13 protein-coding genes and 1 pseudogene are annotated in these 15,097 nt (G+C 60.0%); 8 read left to right on the top strand and 6 right to left on the bottom strand.

Going from position 1 to position 15,097, the window contains the following annotated elements; all coding sequences use genetic code 11:
• The first annotated feature begins 116 nt into the window (after positions 1–116).
• Positions 117–785: a DUF2268 domain-containing putative Zn-dependent protease gene (locus OKC31_RS16480; protein WP_270657220.1), complete on the top strand. Its 669-nt coding sequence runs from the start codon at positions 117–119 to the stop codon at positions 783–785.
• A 54-nt stretch (positions 786–839) separates the two neighbouring features.
• Positions 840–1,292 (top strand): NUDIX hydrolase, encoded by a 453-nt coding sequence (locus tag OKC31_RS16475; protein ID WP_247822691.1) that lies wholly within the window; start codon positions 840–842, stop codon positions 1,290–1,292.
• A 98-nt stretch (positions 1,293–1,390) separates the two neighbouring features.
• Here OKC31_RS16475 and phnX read toward each other — a convergent pair whose 3' ends face one another.
• The 3 genes from phnX to phnW are packed head-to-tail and all read right to left on the bottom strand — an operon-like array spanning position 1,391 to position 4,801.
• Positions 1,391–2,230: a phosphonoacetaldehyde hydrolase gene (gene phnX / locus OKC31_RS16470; RefSeq protein ID WP_247822690.1), complete on the bottom strand. Its 840-nt coding sequence runs from the start codon at positions 2,228–2,230 to the stop codon at positions 1,391–1,393.
• The gene (locus tag OKC31_RS16465) at positions 2,223–3,662 is read right to left on the bottom strand and encodes an aspartate aminotransferase family protein (protein ID WP_247822689.1); all 1,440 of its coding nucleotides are present in this window, start codon (positions 3,660–3,662) and stop codon (positions 2,223–2,225) included. The genes phnX and OKC31_RS16465 overlap by 8 nt, the downstream gene beginning before the upstream one ends.
• Entirely contained in the window at positions 3,659–4,801 is a 1,143-nt protein-coding gene (gene phnW / locus OKC31_RS16460) for a 2-aminoethylphosphonate--pyruvate transaminase (protein WP_270657218.1), read from the bottom strand. Before phnW ends, OKC31_RS16465 begins: the two co-directional genes overlap by 4 nt.
• A 278-nt stretch (positions 4,802–5,079) precedes the next feature.
• Here phnW and phnR point away from each other — a divergent pair, with 278 nt between their 5' ends.
• The 6 genes from phnR to OKC31_RS16430 all read left to right on the top strand — a co-directional run bounded on the left by phnR (position 5,080) and on the right by OKC31_RS16430 (position 12,474).
• On the top strand, positions 5,080–5,787 hold the full coding sequence (gene phnR, locus OKC31_RS16455) for a phosphonate utilization transcriptional regulator PhnR (protein WP_005300236.1): 708 nt from the start codon (positions 5,080–5,082) through the stop codon (positions 5,785–5,787).
• A 120-nt stretch (positions 5,788–5,907) separates the two neighbouring features.
• Complete coding sequence (locus OKC31_RS16450; protein ID WP_005352506.1) at positions 5,908–6,927, top strand: putative 2-aminoethylphosphonate ABC transporter substrate-binding protein; 1,020 nt, start codon at positions 5,908–5,910, stop codon at positions 6,925–6,927.
• A gap of 272 nt (positions 6,928–7,199) precedes the next feature.
• Complete coding sequence (locus OKC31_RS16445) at positions 7,200–8,294, top strand: putative 2-aminoethylphosphonate ABC transporter ATP-binding protein (protein WP_270657217.1); 1,095 nt, start codon at positions 7,200–7,202, stop codon at positions 8,292–8,294.
• Positions 8,291–10,027: a putative 2-aminoethylphosphonate ABC transporter permease subunit gene (locus OKC31_RS16440; protein WP_270657216.1), complete on the top strand. Its 1,737-nt coding sequence runs from the start codon at positions 8,291–8,293 to the stop codon at positions 10,025–10,027. Before OKC31_RS16445 ends, OKC31_RS16440 begins: the two co-directional genes overlap by 4 nt.
• Before the next feature lie 18 nt (positions 10,028–10,045).
• On the top strand, positions 10,046–11,452 hold the full coding sequence (locus OKC31_RS16435) for an FAD-dependent oxidoreductase (RefSeq protein WP_270657215.1): 1,407 nt from the start codon (positions 10,046–10,048) through the stop codon (positions 11,450–11,452).
• 281 nt (positions 11,453–11,733) lie between these two features.
• Positions 11,734–12,474: an NYN domain-containing protein gene (locus OKC31_RS16430; RefSeq protein ID WP_270657214.1), complete on the top strand. Its 741-nt coding sequence runs from the start codon at positions 11,734–11,736 to the stop codon at positions 12,472–12,474.
• Positions 12,475–12,535: 61 nt separating this feature from the next.
• On the opposite strand, the pseudogene OKC31_RS16425 reads toward OKC31_RS16430, so the two are convergent.
• From OKC31_RS16425 to OKC31_RS16415, 3 genes and pseudogenes are all read right to left on the bottom strand, one after another.
• Positions 12,536–13,575: pseudogene (locus OKC31_RS16425) on the bottom strand (IS481 family transposase).
• A gap of 123 nt (positions 13,576–13,698) precedes the next feature.
• Complete coding sequence (locus OKC31_RS16420) at positions 13,699–14,460, bottom strand: zinc-dependent peptidase (protein ID WP_270657223.1); 762 nt, start codon at positions 14,458–14,460, stop codon at positions 13,699–13,701.
• Positions 14,461–14,536: 76 nt separating this feature from the next.
• On the bottom strand, positions 14,537–14,974 hold the full coding sequence (locus OKC31_RS16415) for a GNAT family N-acetyltransferase (RefSeq protein ID WP_270657213.1): 438 nt from the start codon (positions 14,972–14,974) through the stop codon (positions 14,537–14,539).
• Positions 14,975–15,097: the final 123 nt, after the last annotated feature.

The raw sequence follows: 15,097 nt of genomic DNA, 5'->3' as shown, positions 1-15,097 counted from the left end.
AGAAGCGTACCCTAACTGGTAGTTGACCGCCTCTCTCCTATGCACCATGGGCATTGCACTTATTATCTGAATTCACGGGAGGGTAATCGTGGTGATATGGCGCCGCGACCACGCAAGTGGCTCAGTACTCTCTTTCAATAGACAAGGAAGTCTGGATGCAACTCACCGTGTTAAACGACTCGGGCAAATTCGATGGGCTCGATGACACCATTAGGCACGTTTTTGCCGAGACGGCGCACAAATTGAATGCCTTGTTCGATCTCTCCCAACTGGATGTCACCTTCAGCCCTTTTGCCGAGGGGGATGCTCCCGACTCGGGTATCGGTGGCTGGGCCATCAACATGTATCGAATAGAACTCCAGCTTGATCTGGAACGGCCTGATATCAAAGAGGTGATCATCACCGAATTGCCTGCCGTGCTGGCCCACGAAGTCCACCATATCGTGCAAAAGAAGAATAAGGTGGAAGCAGAAACACTGGCCGAAAACCTGATTTTTGAAGGACTGGCCTGCTACTTTGAGCAGAGGTTCAATGGTGGCACCCTCCCCTCGCTGTTCAAGGAGTCTCATCACCATGACTGGCAATCGCTCCTGGCAGAGATGACGCCCCATCTATCCAGCAAGCAGTTCAACTATTTAGACTTTTTCTACTGCCGTGATAACCGGCCATTTCCCAAATATGCCGGTTACTGGGTGGGGTTCAATCTGGTGGCCAACTATCTGGCCAAAAATGGACTGAATGAAATAGAGGTCATGGGCCTACCCGCCGAGGCATATTTCAATTAACACGCCTTCACACTGTTCGTGGCGATTACAGAGCCCATATCCGGAGAGAAGATCATGATCCCCATTCGCTGCAAGGCCGTCTCCGGCGTTGCCCTTACCACTGTCGATGGCGAAACCAGATTGCTGGTGATGAAACGGGTCAAGGGGGGCTTCTGGTGCCATGTGGCGGGCACGGTGGAGGCGGGTGAAACCGGCTGGCAGACCCTTATTCGGGAGTTTGGCGAAGAGACGGGGATCAGGGTCACCGAACTCTACAACGGCCAGTATCTGGAGCAGTTTTACGAGGCGAGCCTGAATACCATAGAGGTGGTGCCAGTCTTTGTGGTCTATTGCCCGCCCAATCAGGCGGTGACCCTCAACGACGAGCACACCGAATATCGCTGGTGTTCCCTGGCCGAGGCCAAGGCACTGGTGAGTTTCCCGGGCCAGAAGGCGCTCTACGACCATATCTGGCACCACTTTGTCGACAACGCCCCCTCTCCCCTGATGCGGGTTGATATCTGCTGACTGCGCACGGCTTCCCCCTGTAAATGCAACACGCCCCCGGATGGGGGCGTGTTGTATCTCAAGCCAGCCAAGCGCTTTTGTTAGACCAAGCAGATGGCCTACGGCCGCTCGCCAGCCGCCAGACGGCGGTTGATATCGACGATAACCGGGGCGATGTCGGCAAGGGTATCAATCACATAGTGCGCCCCCGCCGCCCGCAGTTTGGCCTCGGCCGGTGCGCGCCGGGCGGCGATCTCCTCCTCGCTCATGGCGGCAAACTCTTCCCAGGTGGCACCAAATTCGTTGCCGGAAACCGACAATCCCACCGTCCACATGCCCGCGTTAAGCCCTTCGCTGATGCCGGGTACGGCGTCATCCACCTTGATGCAACGATGCACCGCACTCACTCCGAGCTCAATTACGTTGGCCAGCGCCATCCAGGGACCGGGGCGACCACCAGCCTTGAGATCGTCGGTGGCGACCCAGTGATCCGGGCGGTAGCCGTGATCGGCCGCAGCAGGTACCAGCACCTCCATCACCGGACGGGGATAACCGGAGCAGGAGCCGATTTTCATCCCCTGACCCCGCAGAGCATCCAGCACCGGCAACACGCCGGGGATGGGGTCGGCGAAGCGGGTCACGGCGGCAATCTGCAGCGGCATAAAGGTGTGATAAAGGTGGTCCACCTCGGCGTGGCTCATAGGATGGCCGAAGCGAGCCTGCCAGCGCGCATCCACCGAAGGCAGACGGCCCAGCGCGGCGATATGATCCCACTTGCCAAGGCCCATGGGCTGGCGTGCTTCGTCCAGAGTAACGGGGAAGTCATAGGCGCGGGCGAAGGCCTCGACGAAGATGGAGGTGGGGGCGAAGGAGCCGAAATCGACGACGGTGCCGGCCCAGTCGAGTATCAGCGCCTCTACGTCGGTGGTCGGGTCTACAGCAATCTGCAAGTCAGTCATGGTGGTGTTCCTGTTTCGGTGAAAGTGCGATCTCGCCCAATGCGCGATCGAGAATGGTGATGGCGCGCACCAGATCGGCGCGGGCGATATTGAGCGGTGGCGAGAGCTGGATGACGTTCCCTTGGGAGACCTTGAAGCTGAGCCCCAGCTCCAGACAGCGGTAGAGCAGGCGCTCGGCGGCCTGGCTGTTGCGGGTGCGACTCTGGTGATCGACCACCAGATCGAGCGCCCAAAGCATACCGATACCGCGCACCTGCCCGATCAGCGGGTGACGTTCGGCCAACTTGCCGAGCTCGGCCGCCATAAAACGGCCATCCTCCTGCGCTTTTGCCAGCAACCCCTCTTCGCGGATGGTACTGATGGTAGCGAGGGCCGCCGCGCAGCCGACAGGGCTCTTCTCGTGGGTGTAGTGACCGAGTGAAATAGCTGCGGCCTGATTGAACCGGTCGCGGGTGATGAGAGCTGCAAACGGCACTACCCCGCCCCCCAGCCCCTTGCCCAGACAGATGATGTCGGGCTCGATGCCGAACTCTTCAAAGCTGAACCAGTGGCCGGTGCGCCCCAGGGCATTGGGGATCTCGTCGACGATCAGCAGCACCTTGTGGCGATCGCAGATCTCCCGCACCCGCTGCCAGTAGGCCTTCGAGGGAACCTGCACATCGGTGTTGCGGATAGGTTCGGCGATAAAGGCGCCGATCCCTCCCTCCTTCTCGATGACGTACTCCAGATAATCGGCGTAGTGCAGGTCATCCCCCTCCCCGCGATACCAGACGCCGCGATAACGGGTGGGCGGTGGGATGCGCTCCACCCCGGCCATCAGCGGGCCCATACCGGCGCGAAAACAGGCCTCACCGCCGACCGAGATGGCATCGAGGGAGGCGCCGTGAAAGGCATCCCACAGGGACACCACCTTGCTATTGCCGGTAATGAAACGGGCGAGCTTCAGGGCAATCCCCACCACCTCGCTGCCGCCGGGGGCGAACAGTACCCGGTTAAGATCGCCGGGTGCCAGTTCAGCCAGGGTGCGGGCGCAGTCGATGGCAACCTGATGGGTGTAGCGGCGGGGCGCGAACGGCAGATCGGCGAGTTGCTGCTGCACCGCGGCCACCACCCTGGGGTGACCGTGGCCCAGCTGATGGACGCTGTTGCCGTGAAAATCGAGGTAACGCTTGCCCGATACGCTGGTCAACCAGCTCCCCTGCGCGCGCTCAAGCAGATCCAGACAGGGGGTAGAGAGGGCCTGATGGAGGAAATAGCGGCTATCCTCCGCCAATCCCGCCTGCACCGCCTCGCTCTGGTCAGCCCACCAACGCGCCCGCCCCTCGCCGAGGTTGATATCCCCTTCGCTGTCGGCGCGGCCGCTGCCGTGCAGCATATGGTCATGCAAATCGCGGCCACGCAGATCACGACCCTGAGCCAGCATGCTGGTCATTGCGCGTCCCCTTGCCAGTAGCAGGCGCTGGTCATGGCGGCGAGCAGAGCGCGCACCCGCTCCGGGGTCACATCGCCGATATTGCCGATACGGAAGCAATCGGCCTGGGAGACCTTGCCCGGGTAGATGACAAAACCCTGTGCCTTGAGCCGCTGGTAGAAGTCGGCGAAGCGGTAATCAGGGTGGGTCGGAGAGTAGAAGGCGGTGATGATGGGGGATTGCCACTGTTCTGGCAGCAGCGGCGCAAAGCCAAGCGCAGCCATCCCCGCCACCAGCGTGCGCTGATTTTCACTGTAACGCTGATGACGGGCTTCAATGCCCCCCTCTTCGTCCAGCTCGCGCAGGGCCTGGGCAAAGGCGAGCACGGTATGGGTGGGCGAGGTAAAGCGCCACTTGCCCCCCTTCTGCTCCATGGTCTGCCACTGGGCGTGCAGGTCGAGGGAGACAGAGCGGGCGCGACCGGCGCAGGCCGTGAGCGCAGCGCGGCGGGCGATGACGAAGCCAAAACCCGGCACCCCCTGAATGCACTTGTTGGCCGAGCTGATGAGAAACTCGATGCCAAGGCGCCCCATGTCGATGGGGATGCCGCCAAAGCTGCTCATGGCATCGACGATAAGGCGAATGCCGCGGCGCTGGCAGAGCTCGGCCACCTCCTCCAGCGGATTGAGCATGCCGGTGGTGGTCTCGCAGTGCACCATGGCCAGATGGGTGATCTCGGGGTGGCGCGCCAGCATCGCCTCGATGGCAGCGGGTTCGGGGCGGTTGGTCTCGCCGCAATCGAGCTCGTGGTGGCGCAGGCCAAGACAGCGGGCCATCTCCCCCATGCGGGCACCGTAGGCGCCGTTGTTGATGATCAGCAGACACTCATCGCTACCTATCGCCGAGCCCAGCACGCTCTCCACCACATAGCTGCCACTCCCTTGCAGCAGCACGGCGCTGTAGTCACTTTGATATTCAGGGCCAGTTGCAAGCCGCACCAGCTCGCGGCGGATGGGCTCCACCACACCCAGGTTGTAGTCCGCATCCCAGGTACAGCTGTCTTGCAGCATGGCGGCGCGCACCGTCGCGGTGGTCGAGAGGGGGCCCGGGGTCAGCAGCAGGTAATCGACGGCGGCGGGGGCCGCAGGAATATGGGTCATGACTTCGCTCCTTTTTGGTATATACCAGAATGAGCGCATTGTGGGTAACTGCCCCGCCAAGGTCAAAGGGGTGGCGCTACGTGCAACAAAAAATTCATTTTCAGCGCCGGGATCGCGATAATCTAGGAAGCCTGAACAGCAGGGGCGATGCTGGTATCTACCAATGCATGTTGATGTCGCCGTTTAACGACCGGGCAAATGACCAGCCCTGTGCCCAGCCCTGTGCCCAGCCCATTGCCCAACTCATTGCACAACTTATTGCAAAACCAGGGATTTTCATGAGCAAACCGCAATATCTGCAGATTAAGGATGCCCTCGCCAACCAGATCCTGGCGGGGGGGCTGGCCCCCAACGACAAGCTCCCCTCCGAGCGGCTGCTGGGGGAACTCTATGGCACCACAAGGGTCACCATCCGCGAGGCGCTGGTGCAGCTGGAGGCAAACGGCCTTATCTATCGGGAGGATCGCCGCGGCTGGTTTGTCACCCCGCCGCGCTTTCGCTTGAACCCCAGACGCACCTCCAACTTTCACCAGATAGTGCGGGAGCAAGGGGGTGAACCACGCACCGAGCTGCTGGAGAAAAGCCGCCAGGCGGTGCCGCCCGCGTTGATGGCGCAGTTGCAGCTCAAGCCGTTCGACAGCCTGTTTCTGCTCAAACGGCTGCGCTATGCCAACGGGCGAGCCATCTGCTACTGCGAGAACCACTGCCTGCCCGAGCGGGTACCCGGCCTGCTGGAGCTGGATCTCAACGGCAGTCTGACCGAGATCTACCAGGCCCATTACGATCTTCACTACGCCCGCATGCAGGTGCGTTTCTTCCCCACCGCCCTGCCGGACGAGGTGGCCAAGGCGCTGGGGGCCACCGCCGGTCTGCCCGCCCTGCGCCTCGAACGGCTCAACTTCGATCAGCACGGTCGGGTGCTCGACTTCGATCTGGAGTACTGGCGCCACGACAGTCTGGAGATCGAGGTGGATACCCAGGATTAGTCATGAACAAATCAGGAACGGCAAAACGTCACGAGGCTGTCACGGTCACGTCATAAAAAAACCCTAGCCTCTCTCTCGACCAATCTGGTTTATACCAAGCCAACTTATATGGAGAAGAGGATGAAACAGGGAACCCATCTGCTGGCCGCCGCCGTGCTGGCTGCCATGACCGCCCCGGCACTGGCCGCGACCGATCTCACCGTCTACACAGCCTTCGAACCGGAGCAGCTCAACGAGCTGAAAACCGCGTTCGAACGCCAGCATCCGGATATCAACATCAAGTGGGTGCGTGACTCCACCGGCGTGGTCACCGCCCGCTTGCTGGCAGAAAAAGCCCAGCCCAAAGCGGATGTGGTGTGGGGACTGGCCGCCACCAGCCTGATGCAGCTCGATCAGCAGCAGATGCTCAATGCCTATGCACCGAAAGGGCTGGATAAGCTCGACAGCCGCTTTCGCGACAGCAAGGCCGAGCCGCACTGGATCGGTCTGGACGCCTTCTTCAGCGCCATCTGCTTCAACAAGGTAGAGGCGGAAAAACAGGGGATCCCGGCCCCCACCAGCTGGGCCGACCTCACCAAACCCATCTACAAGGGCAAGGTGATCATGCCCAACCCCAGCTCCTCCGGCACCGGTTACCTGAGCGTTGCGGGCTGGCTGCAGACCATGGGCGAGCAGCAGGGTTGGCAATTTATGAACGGCCTGCACCAGAACATCGACCGTTACACCCACTCGGGCTCAGCCCCCTGCAAACTGGCCGCCAGCGGCGAGACGGTGATCGGGATCTCCTTCGACTTCCCGGCGACCAGCCTCAAGGCCAAGGGTGCCCCCATCGAGGTGGTATTCCCGAAAGAGGGTTCGGGCTGGGATATGGAAGCTGCCGCCATCATCAAGGGCACCCCCAAGCTGGAAGCCGCCAAACAGCTGCTCGACTTTGCCGCCACCGAACAGGCCAACGCCCTCTACAACAAATCGTTCGCCGTGGTCGCCATCCCCGATGTGGCCCAACCGAGAGCGGGCTATCCGGCGGATATCAAAGGCCAGATGATCGACAACGACTTTAGCTGGGCAGCCCGCGAGCGTAACGCCATCCTGGCCCAGTGGAGCGCCAGCTTCGACGGCAAGACCGAAGCCAAACAGTAAGCGTGAAGGGCGGCGGTTTGTTCACGCCAGACACACCGCTGCCAATAAACTGCCAGTCGAAGGCCAACAGCTGTTGGCCTTCGCTTTTTGGTTTTAACTTCCCGAGTGTGTATTGCCTTCAATTAGCGATGCTTAGTCCATCCACACAGGGCCCGACCACTTGCTGGCGACCCGATCTCATTTGACTGTCATCAAGCTGTCATCCCCCGATCACCTGATCGTCACACTTCACCCGCAAACTGGTATATACCAAATCAGTAGCGAGTCGAACCATGACCCAGCCCTATCTGGACATTCAACATCTCAACAAGCAGTTCGGTGCTTTTCAGGCCCTCAAGGGGATCTCTCTGGCCATTGAGCCGGGGGAGTTTATCTGCTTTCTCGGCCCCTCCGGCTGCGGCAAAACCACCCTGCTCAGAGCCATCGCCGGGCTGGATCTGCCGGACAGCGGCGAGATCTGGCAAGGGGGGCGCAATATCTCCCGCCTGCCGCCCCAGGAGCGCGATTTTGGCATCGTGTTTCAGTCCTATGCTCTCTTCCCCAACCTGACGGTGGCCCAGAACATCGCCTTCGGCCTTGAAAATCAGGGCTTGGCGCGGGATCTCATCAAGGAGCGGGTGGACCACTGGCTGGGGCTGGTGGATCTCACTGCCCAGTCCCACAAATACCCGAGCCAGATCTCCGGCGGCCAGCAGCAGCGGGTGGCGCTGGCCCGGGCCTTGGCCCTCTCCCCCGGCCTGCTGTTGCTGGACGAACCGCTCAGCGCGCTGGATGCACTGGTGCGCACCCATCTTCGCAGCGAGATCCGCGCCCTGCAGCAGCGCCTTGGCATCACCACCATCATGGTGACCCACGATCAGGAAGAAGCGCTGACCATGGCTGATCGCATCGTGGTGATGGAGGGCGGCCGCATCGTACAGGTGGGCACTCCGCAGGAGATCTACCACCAGCCTGCCAGCCGTTTCGTGGCAAGCTTTGTCGGTACCATGAACTTCCTCGAGACCCTGGTGCTGAGCCCCAATCAGGTGCGCCTCAACGAACAACCGCTGACACTTGCCAACCGGGCGGCGGCCGGCAGCAAATTGCAGGTGGCGATCCGCCCCGAGGCTATCACGCTAAGCGCGCCGAGCGAGCCGTATCTTGGTCAACATGGCGTTGAAGCAACCATCGATCAGGTGGAGTTTCTCGGCGCCGCCCAGCGCCTGATCTGCACCGCCGACACCTATCTGGGCCCGCAGCAGATCCTGGTGGAGCGCCCGACCCACGAGCTGCCCCGCCACGAACAGGGTGGCTGGCGCAGCGGCATGCGCTGCTCGCTGCACTGGCCCGCCGGGGCGATGCAGCTGTTTGAAGGAGAGCGCCCATGACAGCCCCCCTTGCGACCTCTTCCCTGTTGCCGCCAGCGACAGCCCGGCAAGACGCCCGCAGGCAGCGGCTCTGTCGCGGCTGGAGCCGGGATCAACTGCTGCAACTGATCCTTCTTGCACTCGGTATCGCCCTGCTCACCGGCGGTCTGCTGCTGCCGCTGCTCACCATGCTGCAAAAGAGCCTGCAGGATGAGAACGGGCTCTGGGTGGGCCTTGCCAACTTCAGCGCCTACTTCGACTCCCCTCATCTGGGGCGCACCATCGGCAACACCCTCTGGCTCGGAGTGCTGATCACCGCGCTGGTGGTGACCATCGCCTTTGGCTACGCCTATGCCCTCACCCGCACCTGCATGCCGGGCAAGCCCCTGTTTCGCCTCATCGGCCTTATCCCGCTATTGATGCCCTCCCTGTTGCCCGCCATCAGTCTGGTCTACTGGTTTGGCAATCAGGGGATCGCCAAGGGGCTGCTCGGCGGCGAGAGCATCTACGGCCCCATCGGTATCGTCATTGGTCTGGGCTTCTGGTGCTTCCCCCACGCCCTGATGATCCTTATCACGGCGCTCGGTCAGAGCGATGCCCGCCTCTATGAAGCCTCCCGGGTGCTGGGCAGCAGCGGCTGGCGCACCTTTGTCACCGTCACCCTGCCTACCGCCCGTTATGGCCTGCTCAGCGCCGCCATCGCCGTCTTCACCCTCACCATCTGCGACTTCGGGGTGGCCAAGGTGATTGGTGGCCAGTACAGCGTGCTGGCCACCGATATCTACCGGCAGGTGATCGGGATGCAGAACTTCTCCCTCGGCGCCGTTGCCAGCGTCACCCTGCTGCTGCCGGCGCTCTTGAGCTTTGCGCTGGAGCACAGGGTACGCAGCAAGATGCAGGAGCAGAGCAGCACCAAGGCGGTGCCCTATAGCCCCAAACCCCATCAGCTGCGGGATCTGCTGGCGCTCGGCTGGTGTACCCTCTGGGCCCTGCTGTTTCTGGCGCTGGTGGGGATGGCGGTTTACGGCTCGCTGGTACAGTTCTGGCCTTACAACCTCGGGCTGACGCTGGATCACTACGCCTTTGACAGCAACAGCGTCTATGGCTGGCAGCCCTTTACCAACACCCTGCAACTGGGCCTCTATACCGCGCTGATCGGCACCGTGCTGGTGATGGTGCTGGCCTGGGCGCAGGAGAAGGGGCGCCACTTTGCGCCGCTGCGCCAGCTGCTACATCTGCTCGCCATGCTGTCGCTGGCGGTACCCGGCATGGTGCTGGGGCTGGGTTACATCTTCTTTTTCAACGGCAATCCGCTCTTTGGCGGCCTATACGGCACCCTGCCGCTGATGGTGCTCTCCTGCGTCATCCACTACTACACCGTGGGCCATATGACGGCACTGACCAGCCTCAAGCAGTTGCCCAAGGAGCTGGAACTGGTAGCCATCTCATTGCGCATTCCGCTCTGGAAGGCGTTCTGGCGAGTCACTCTGCCCGCCTCCCTGCCAGCGCTCTTGGAGATCTTTATCTATCTGTTCGTCAACGCCATGACCACCACCTCGGCGGTGATCTTCCTCTATTCGAGCGACAGCGTGCTCGCCTCCATCGCCGTGCTGAACATGGAGGATTCCGGCGATACCGCCGCGGCCGCCGCCATGGCCACCCTGATCCTGCTGGCCGCCGCCACCGTCAAGCTGCTCCAGCTCTTTTTGAGCCGCGCCCTGCTGGATCGCACCCAGCGCTGGCGCAACCAATAACCTTATCGAGGAGTCATCATGTCCACTCTCCCCTTCTGGCTGGCCGAAGCCCTCGCCGCCGAACAGCCCGCGCCGCCCACGCCCCTTCACGGCCACCACGAGGCCGATATCTGCATCGTCGGTGGCGGCTTTACCGGGCTGTGGAGCGCCATCGCCCTTAAACAGGCCGAGCCACACTTGCGCATCATGGTGCTGGAAAAAGATCGCTGCGGAAGCGGCGCCTCCGGGCGCAACGGCGGCTGCCTGCTCACCTGGTCGGCCAAATACCTGACCTTAAAGCGCCTCTTTGGCGAAAAGCAGGCCGCCTGGCTGGTGCAAAGATCCGAGCAGGCGGTGCACGAGATCGCCCGCTTCTGCGAACAGCACAACATAGAGGCAGAGCTGAGGGTCGAGGGCACCTGCTACACCGCCACCAGCGAGGCGCAGCGCGGCCTGATGGAGCCGGTATTACGGGAGCTACAGCGAGCCGACCTTAACCAGTGGCAGGCGATTGAAGAGGGTGAATTGGCGAGCCAGAGCGGCTCCCACGTCCATCTGGAGGGGCTCTACAGCCCCCACGCCGGTTCGGTGCAACCGGCGCTCTTGGTGCGTGGCCTGCTGCGGGTGGCGCGGGAGCTGGGGGTCGAGGTCTATGAGCACTCCCCCATGCAGCGCCTTGAGGCGGGCCAGCCCGCACGGGTGCAAACGCCGCAAGGTGAGGTGCGTGCCCGCAAGGTGGTGCTGGCCCTCAACAGCGCCATGGTGCAGCACTTTCGCGAGTTTCGCCGCAGTATCGTGCTGGTCTCCTCCGATATGGTGATAACCGACCCCGCGCCGGATGCACTGGCCGCCCAGCAGCTTGCGCATGGCCGCTCCGTGGTGGATGGCCGCACCTTTGTCCACTACTACCGCTCCACCCCGCAAGGGCGGCTGATGCTGGGCAAGGGGGGCAACACCTTCGCCTTTGCCAACCGCCATCTGGCCGAGTTTGATGCACCGAGCCGTTATCTTGCCCCCCTAACCCGCACCCTGCGCCGCTTCTTTCCGGCGCTCAAAGAGGTGCCCATCGCCGCCAGCTGGTGCGGCGCCTCCGACCGCTCGGTAGATGGCCTCCCCTTCTTCGGCCACTGGCGAGGGCAGCCCAATATCGTCTATGGCCTCGGCTACTCCGGCAACGGGGTGGCGCAGAGCTGGATGGGCGGTCAAGTACTGGCGGCCTTGGTGCGCGATGAGGTGCGGGAGGAGGACAAACCGTGGCGTGACTGCGCCCTGGTAAGCGGCCCGCGCGGCTACTTTCCGCCCGAACCATTTCGCTGGCTGGGGGCCATGGCGGTGCGCAACGCCATCCGGCGCAAAGAGCAGGCGGAAGATGAGAACCGCCCGGTAGCCTGGTATGACAAACAGCTGGCCAAACTGGCCGATGCGGCGGGCAAGGCGGATAAATAGCCCGGCGATAGAGGGCAACCATTTCCCATACTGTTTCACCCCACACCCTATTTCTTGAAACTGCCGACCCGAGGGTCGGCATTTTCATCTTACGTAAAGAGCAATGGGATACAATTTGGATGAAACCAGACAACGCAATCGACCAGTCATCACAGATTGCGAATAACGTCTATGGCAAACTAAACTCTCGTTCGTCCGAATACGCCTCGCAGTTCGACCCTACGACTTAACGATGCAATGGGAACACTGCTGATTACGTAATAAATAGCATGGAGGCTTTAGTGAAAAATAAAGAAAAAATCGCCGTATTTATTGATGCTGATAATGCGCCTGCAGGCAAGATAGATACCGTATTATCAGAGTTAGCTCGTTACGGTGTTGTTAACATTAGAAAAGCTTATGGAAATTGGAAAAATCATAATCTGAAGCCTTGGGAAGATATACTGCACGATTATGCTATACAACCAGTTCAACAATTCGATCTAACAAAAGGTAAGAATGCTACAGACATGGCATTAGCTATTGATGTAATGGACGTCCTATACACAAAAGATATTGACGTGATATGTCTTGTGTCATCGGATTGTGACTTTACCCCTTTAGTGACTAGGACTCTTGCTGATGGTAAGTTTGTTGTTGGATTTGGAGAACGTAAAGCACCATTACCATTTGTCAACAGTTGCTCTCGATTTCTATATTTGGACGCAGAACCAGTTTTAGAGCAACCGATTCAAAAGCAAAGTAAGAACATAAAAGGTGATACAAAGCTCATCAATTTGCTACGACAAGCAATAGAGGCGGTTGAAGAAGATGATGGTTGGGCTACGCTTGGTGAGATTGGAAATCACATATCTAACCACGCATCATTTGACCAACGTAACTATGGATTTAGGAAACTCAGCGATCTATTTCAATCTATAGACCTTTTTGAAATGAAAAAAACAAATGGGTCTGTCATGTGGGTTAGATATAAAAAGAGAGCTAAGAGTATAAACAAATTAAAACAAACGACTCTCGCCTAAACCCAACACGCCTGTACAGATCTAGTTATCACCTGACACCGGCCTCAAACCGGTGTCTTGTTTACGCTACTTTAGTGCGCACTTCCTTCGGTATCAATTTCAGACCCTTCTTGAACATGGTGTAGGGGGTTTGACCCTCCATCATCCTGCCTTGATGTGGCCGCTAGGTGTTGTAGTGCTCCAAGTAGCTGTCCAGGTCTGTCTGCATCTGCTCCACCGACTCATACCAGGTCGTTCTCCCCTTGATAAGGAAGTGTTCATCCAGCAAGGTTCGATGTAGCCGCTTGATAAAGCCGTTGCTCTGCGGCCTGCGCACCTTGGTGGTTCGGTGCTCAATTCCCTCCAGTTGCAGGAACAGCTCGTAGGGATGGTGGTCTGGGCGCCCACAGAACTCGCGCCCGTTATCCGACAGGATGGTATAGACCCGTGCCTCGTGGGCTTCGAAGAACGGCAGCACCGTTTCATTGAGCACATGAACCGAGGTCACCGGCAGCTTGCTGGTGTAGAGCCTTCCCCAGGCGTGGCGGCTATAGCAGTCCAGCACGGTTTGTAGATACACCTTGCCAACCCCCTTGAGCGCGCCGACGAAGAAGGTGTCGATCGCCACCAGTTCCCGGTGTAGTGAACCTCTATCTGGCGTTCGCGGAACTCGGGACTGAATCGCTCTAACAGCCGAATTTGCTCGTCATTGAGCTCAATAGTCTGCTCGCGGTGGGTTTTCTCGAGGCGCAACAAGCGGTCGTGTTTGGAGAGCAGGTCATGACGTTGCCACACGCCACGCACACCACCCGCACTGACATTGATACCTTACAGAGCCAGTTCTTGGGCGACTCGCAGCGGGCCATGAGTTGGTCTGGTGAGGGAGTAATCGAGGATGGCCTGTTCAATCTCGGGCGCGACCCGATTGGGATGAGCCCCTTTACAGCCGGGCAATTTGTCGAGCAATCCCTCGGCGCCATAGGTCTGGTAATTACGGCGAATTTCGTAGAACTGCTGACGACTGTAGCCGATGAGCTTGCAGGCTTTGCTGACGTTATTGAGCTCTTTGGCGAGCGCTAGCAGGCTGAGTTTGCGGCTTGCTACTTTCTCGTTGGTGGTCATACGGTGACTCCGGATAACACGGTAGGGTTACCGGTTTGAAGCCGTATGACCACTCCCTACCATCTCCATACAGACCACAATTAAGCATTTCCACTGTTTTACCATTTTTGTTGTGCATTGATGTCACAGAACTCCGTAACCTCCCTCCCCCGCCAGCAAGCGGGTCGCGGGGAAACGCAGGGCGGGATCCTGGCTAAAGAACTGGCTCAGTTGCCGGTATACAGCGGGATAGACCTGCTGCAGCCGCAGCGGATCGGTAAAGAAACACTCGCAGCTGACGGCGAAAAATTCGGCGGGATGTTCAGCAGCATAGGGATCGATATCGGTCACTTCATCCCGGTCGAGTTGTTGGCAGAGCGCATCGAAGGCGGTCTGAAAGGCCTGCTGCCAAAGCTGGCTGCTCATCTGCCCCGGCAACGGCGGCGCACCGTCCGCCTCACCGCCCAGCATATCGAGCTTGTGAGCCAGCTCGTGGATCACCAGATTAAAGCCGTCCCAGTCGCCATCCTGCTGCAGTTCGCTCCAGGCCAGCACCAGCGGCCCTTGCGGCCAGGATTCACCGGCGTTCTCCTCTTCAACCTCGCTCACCAGCCCGAACTCATCCTGCACCTCCTGGCGCCGGGTCACGGGCTCGGGAATGATGATGATTTCGTGAAAGCCGCGATACCAGTCAAGGCCGAGGTGCAAGATGGGCAGCGCCGCCTGCAGCGCCAGCACCGTCTGTTGGCGGCGGCTGAGATCGACCCCGATCAGAGTCAGAGTCTTGCGCTTGAGCAGCTGTTGCCCCAAGCCGATAAGCGTCGTCTGCTCGGTGTCGCTCAGCCCTTGCAAGATGGGCACAGCCGCCAGCCCCTGACGCCACAGCGCCAGCTCATCGTCGCTCATGGGCGTTTGCGGGCGACCACCCAGCCATTTGAACCATCCCAGCACGCCTACTCCTTCTCTTTAAACAAAAACCACGTCACAGCAGTTTGACGAACCGTTTCGGCCGCTCCTGATAATCCTGCGCCAGATAGAAACGGTGGGCCGCCTCGCGTTTGAGACTGCTGGAGAGCTCCAGCTGGACGCAACCTGCGGCGCGCGCCATCTCTTCAGCGTGCTTGAGCAAGGCTGCGCCCACTCCCGCCCCTCTTGCCCCTTCATCGACAACCAGCGCCGAGATCAGGCCCCACGCTGGTGCAACATGCAGCGGTGCCAGCATGTGCCACACCAGCACGCCGACCACCTTGTTGGCCAAGGAGGCGAGCAGTACAAAACTGGCGGGATCCTGCACCAACAGGCGCGCCGTCACGTCACGGCCCTCGGCAGGATACCCCAATTGGGTAAACAAGTGGGCGATGGCATCCCCGTCGTCGGCCTCAGGGGGACGGATCGTCAATGTTTCAGCAATCTCTTTCATGATTGGCCTTATGTTTGCTTTCCATTGTGTTACGCCCGTCACATTGTCCGGCGCAGATAAACAAGGAGGATCTCATCTTTACTCATAGAAAACGCTGCCTGCCATTATCTCCCCACCCTTGTC

Origin of the sequence: Aeromonas sp. Y293-4 (genome assembly GCF_027705905.1) — a bacterium.
GTDB lineage: Bacteria > Pseudomonadota > Gammaproteobacteria > Enterobacterales > Aeromonadaceae > Aeromonas > Aeromonas veronii.
This window is presented reverse-complemented; position numbering and strand designations above follow the sequence as displayed.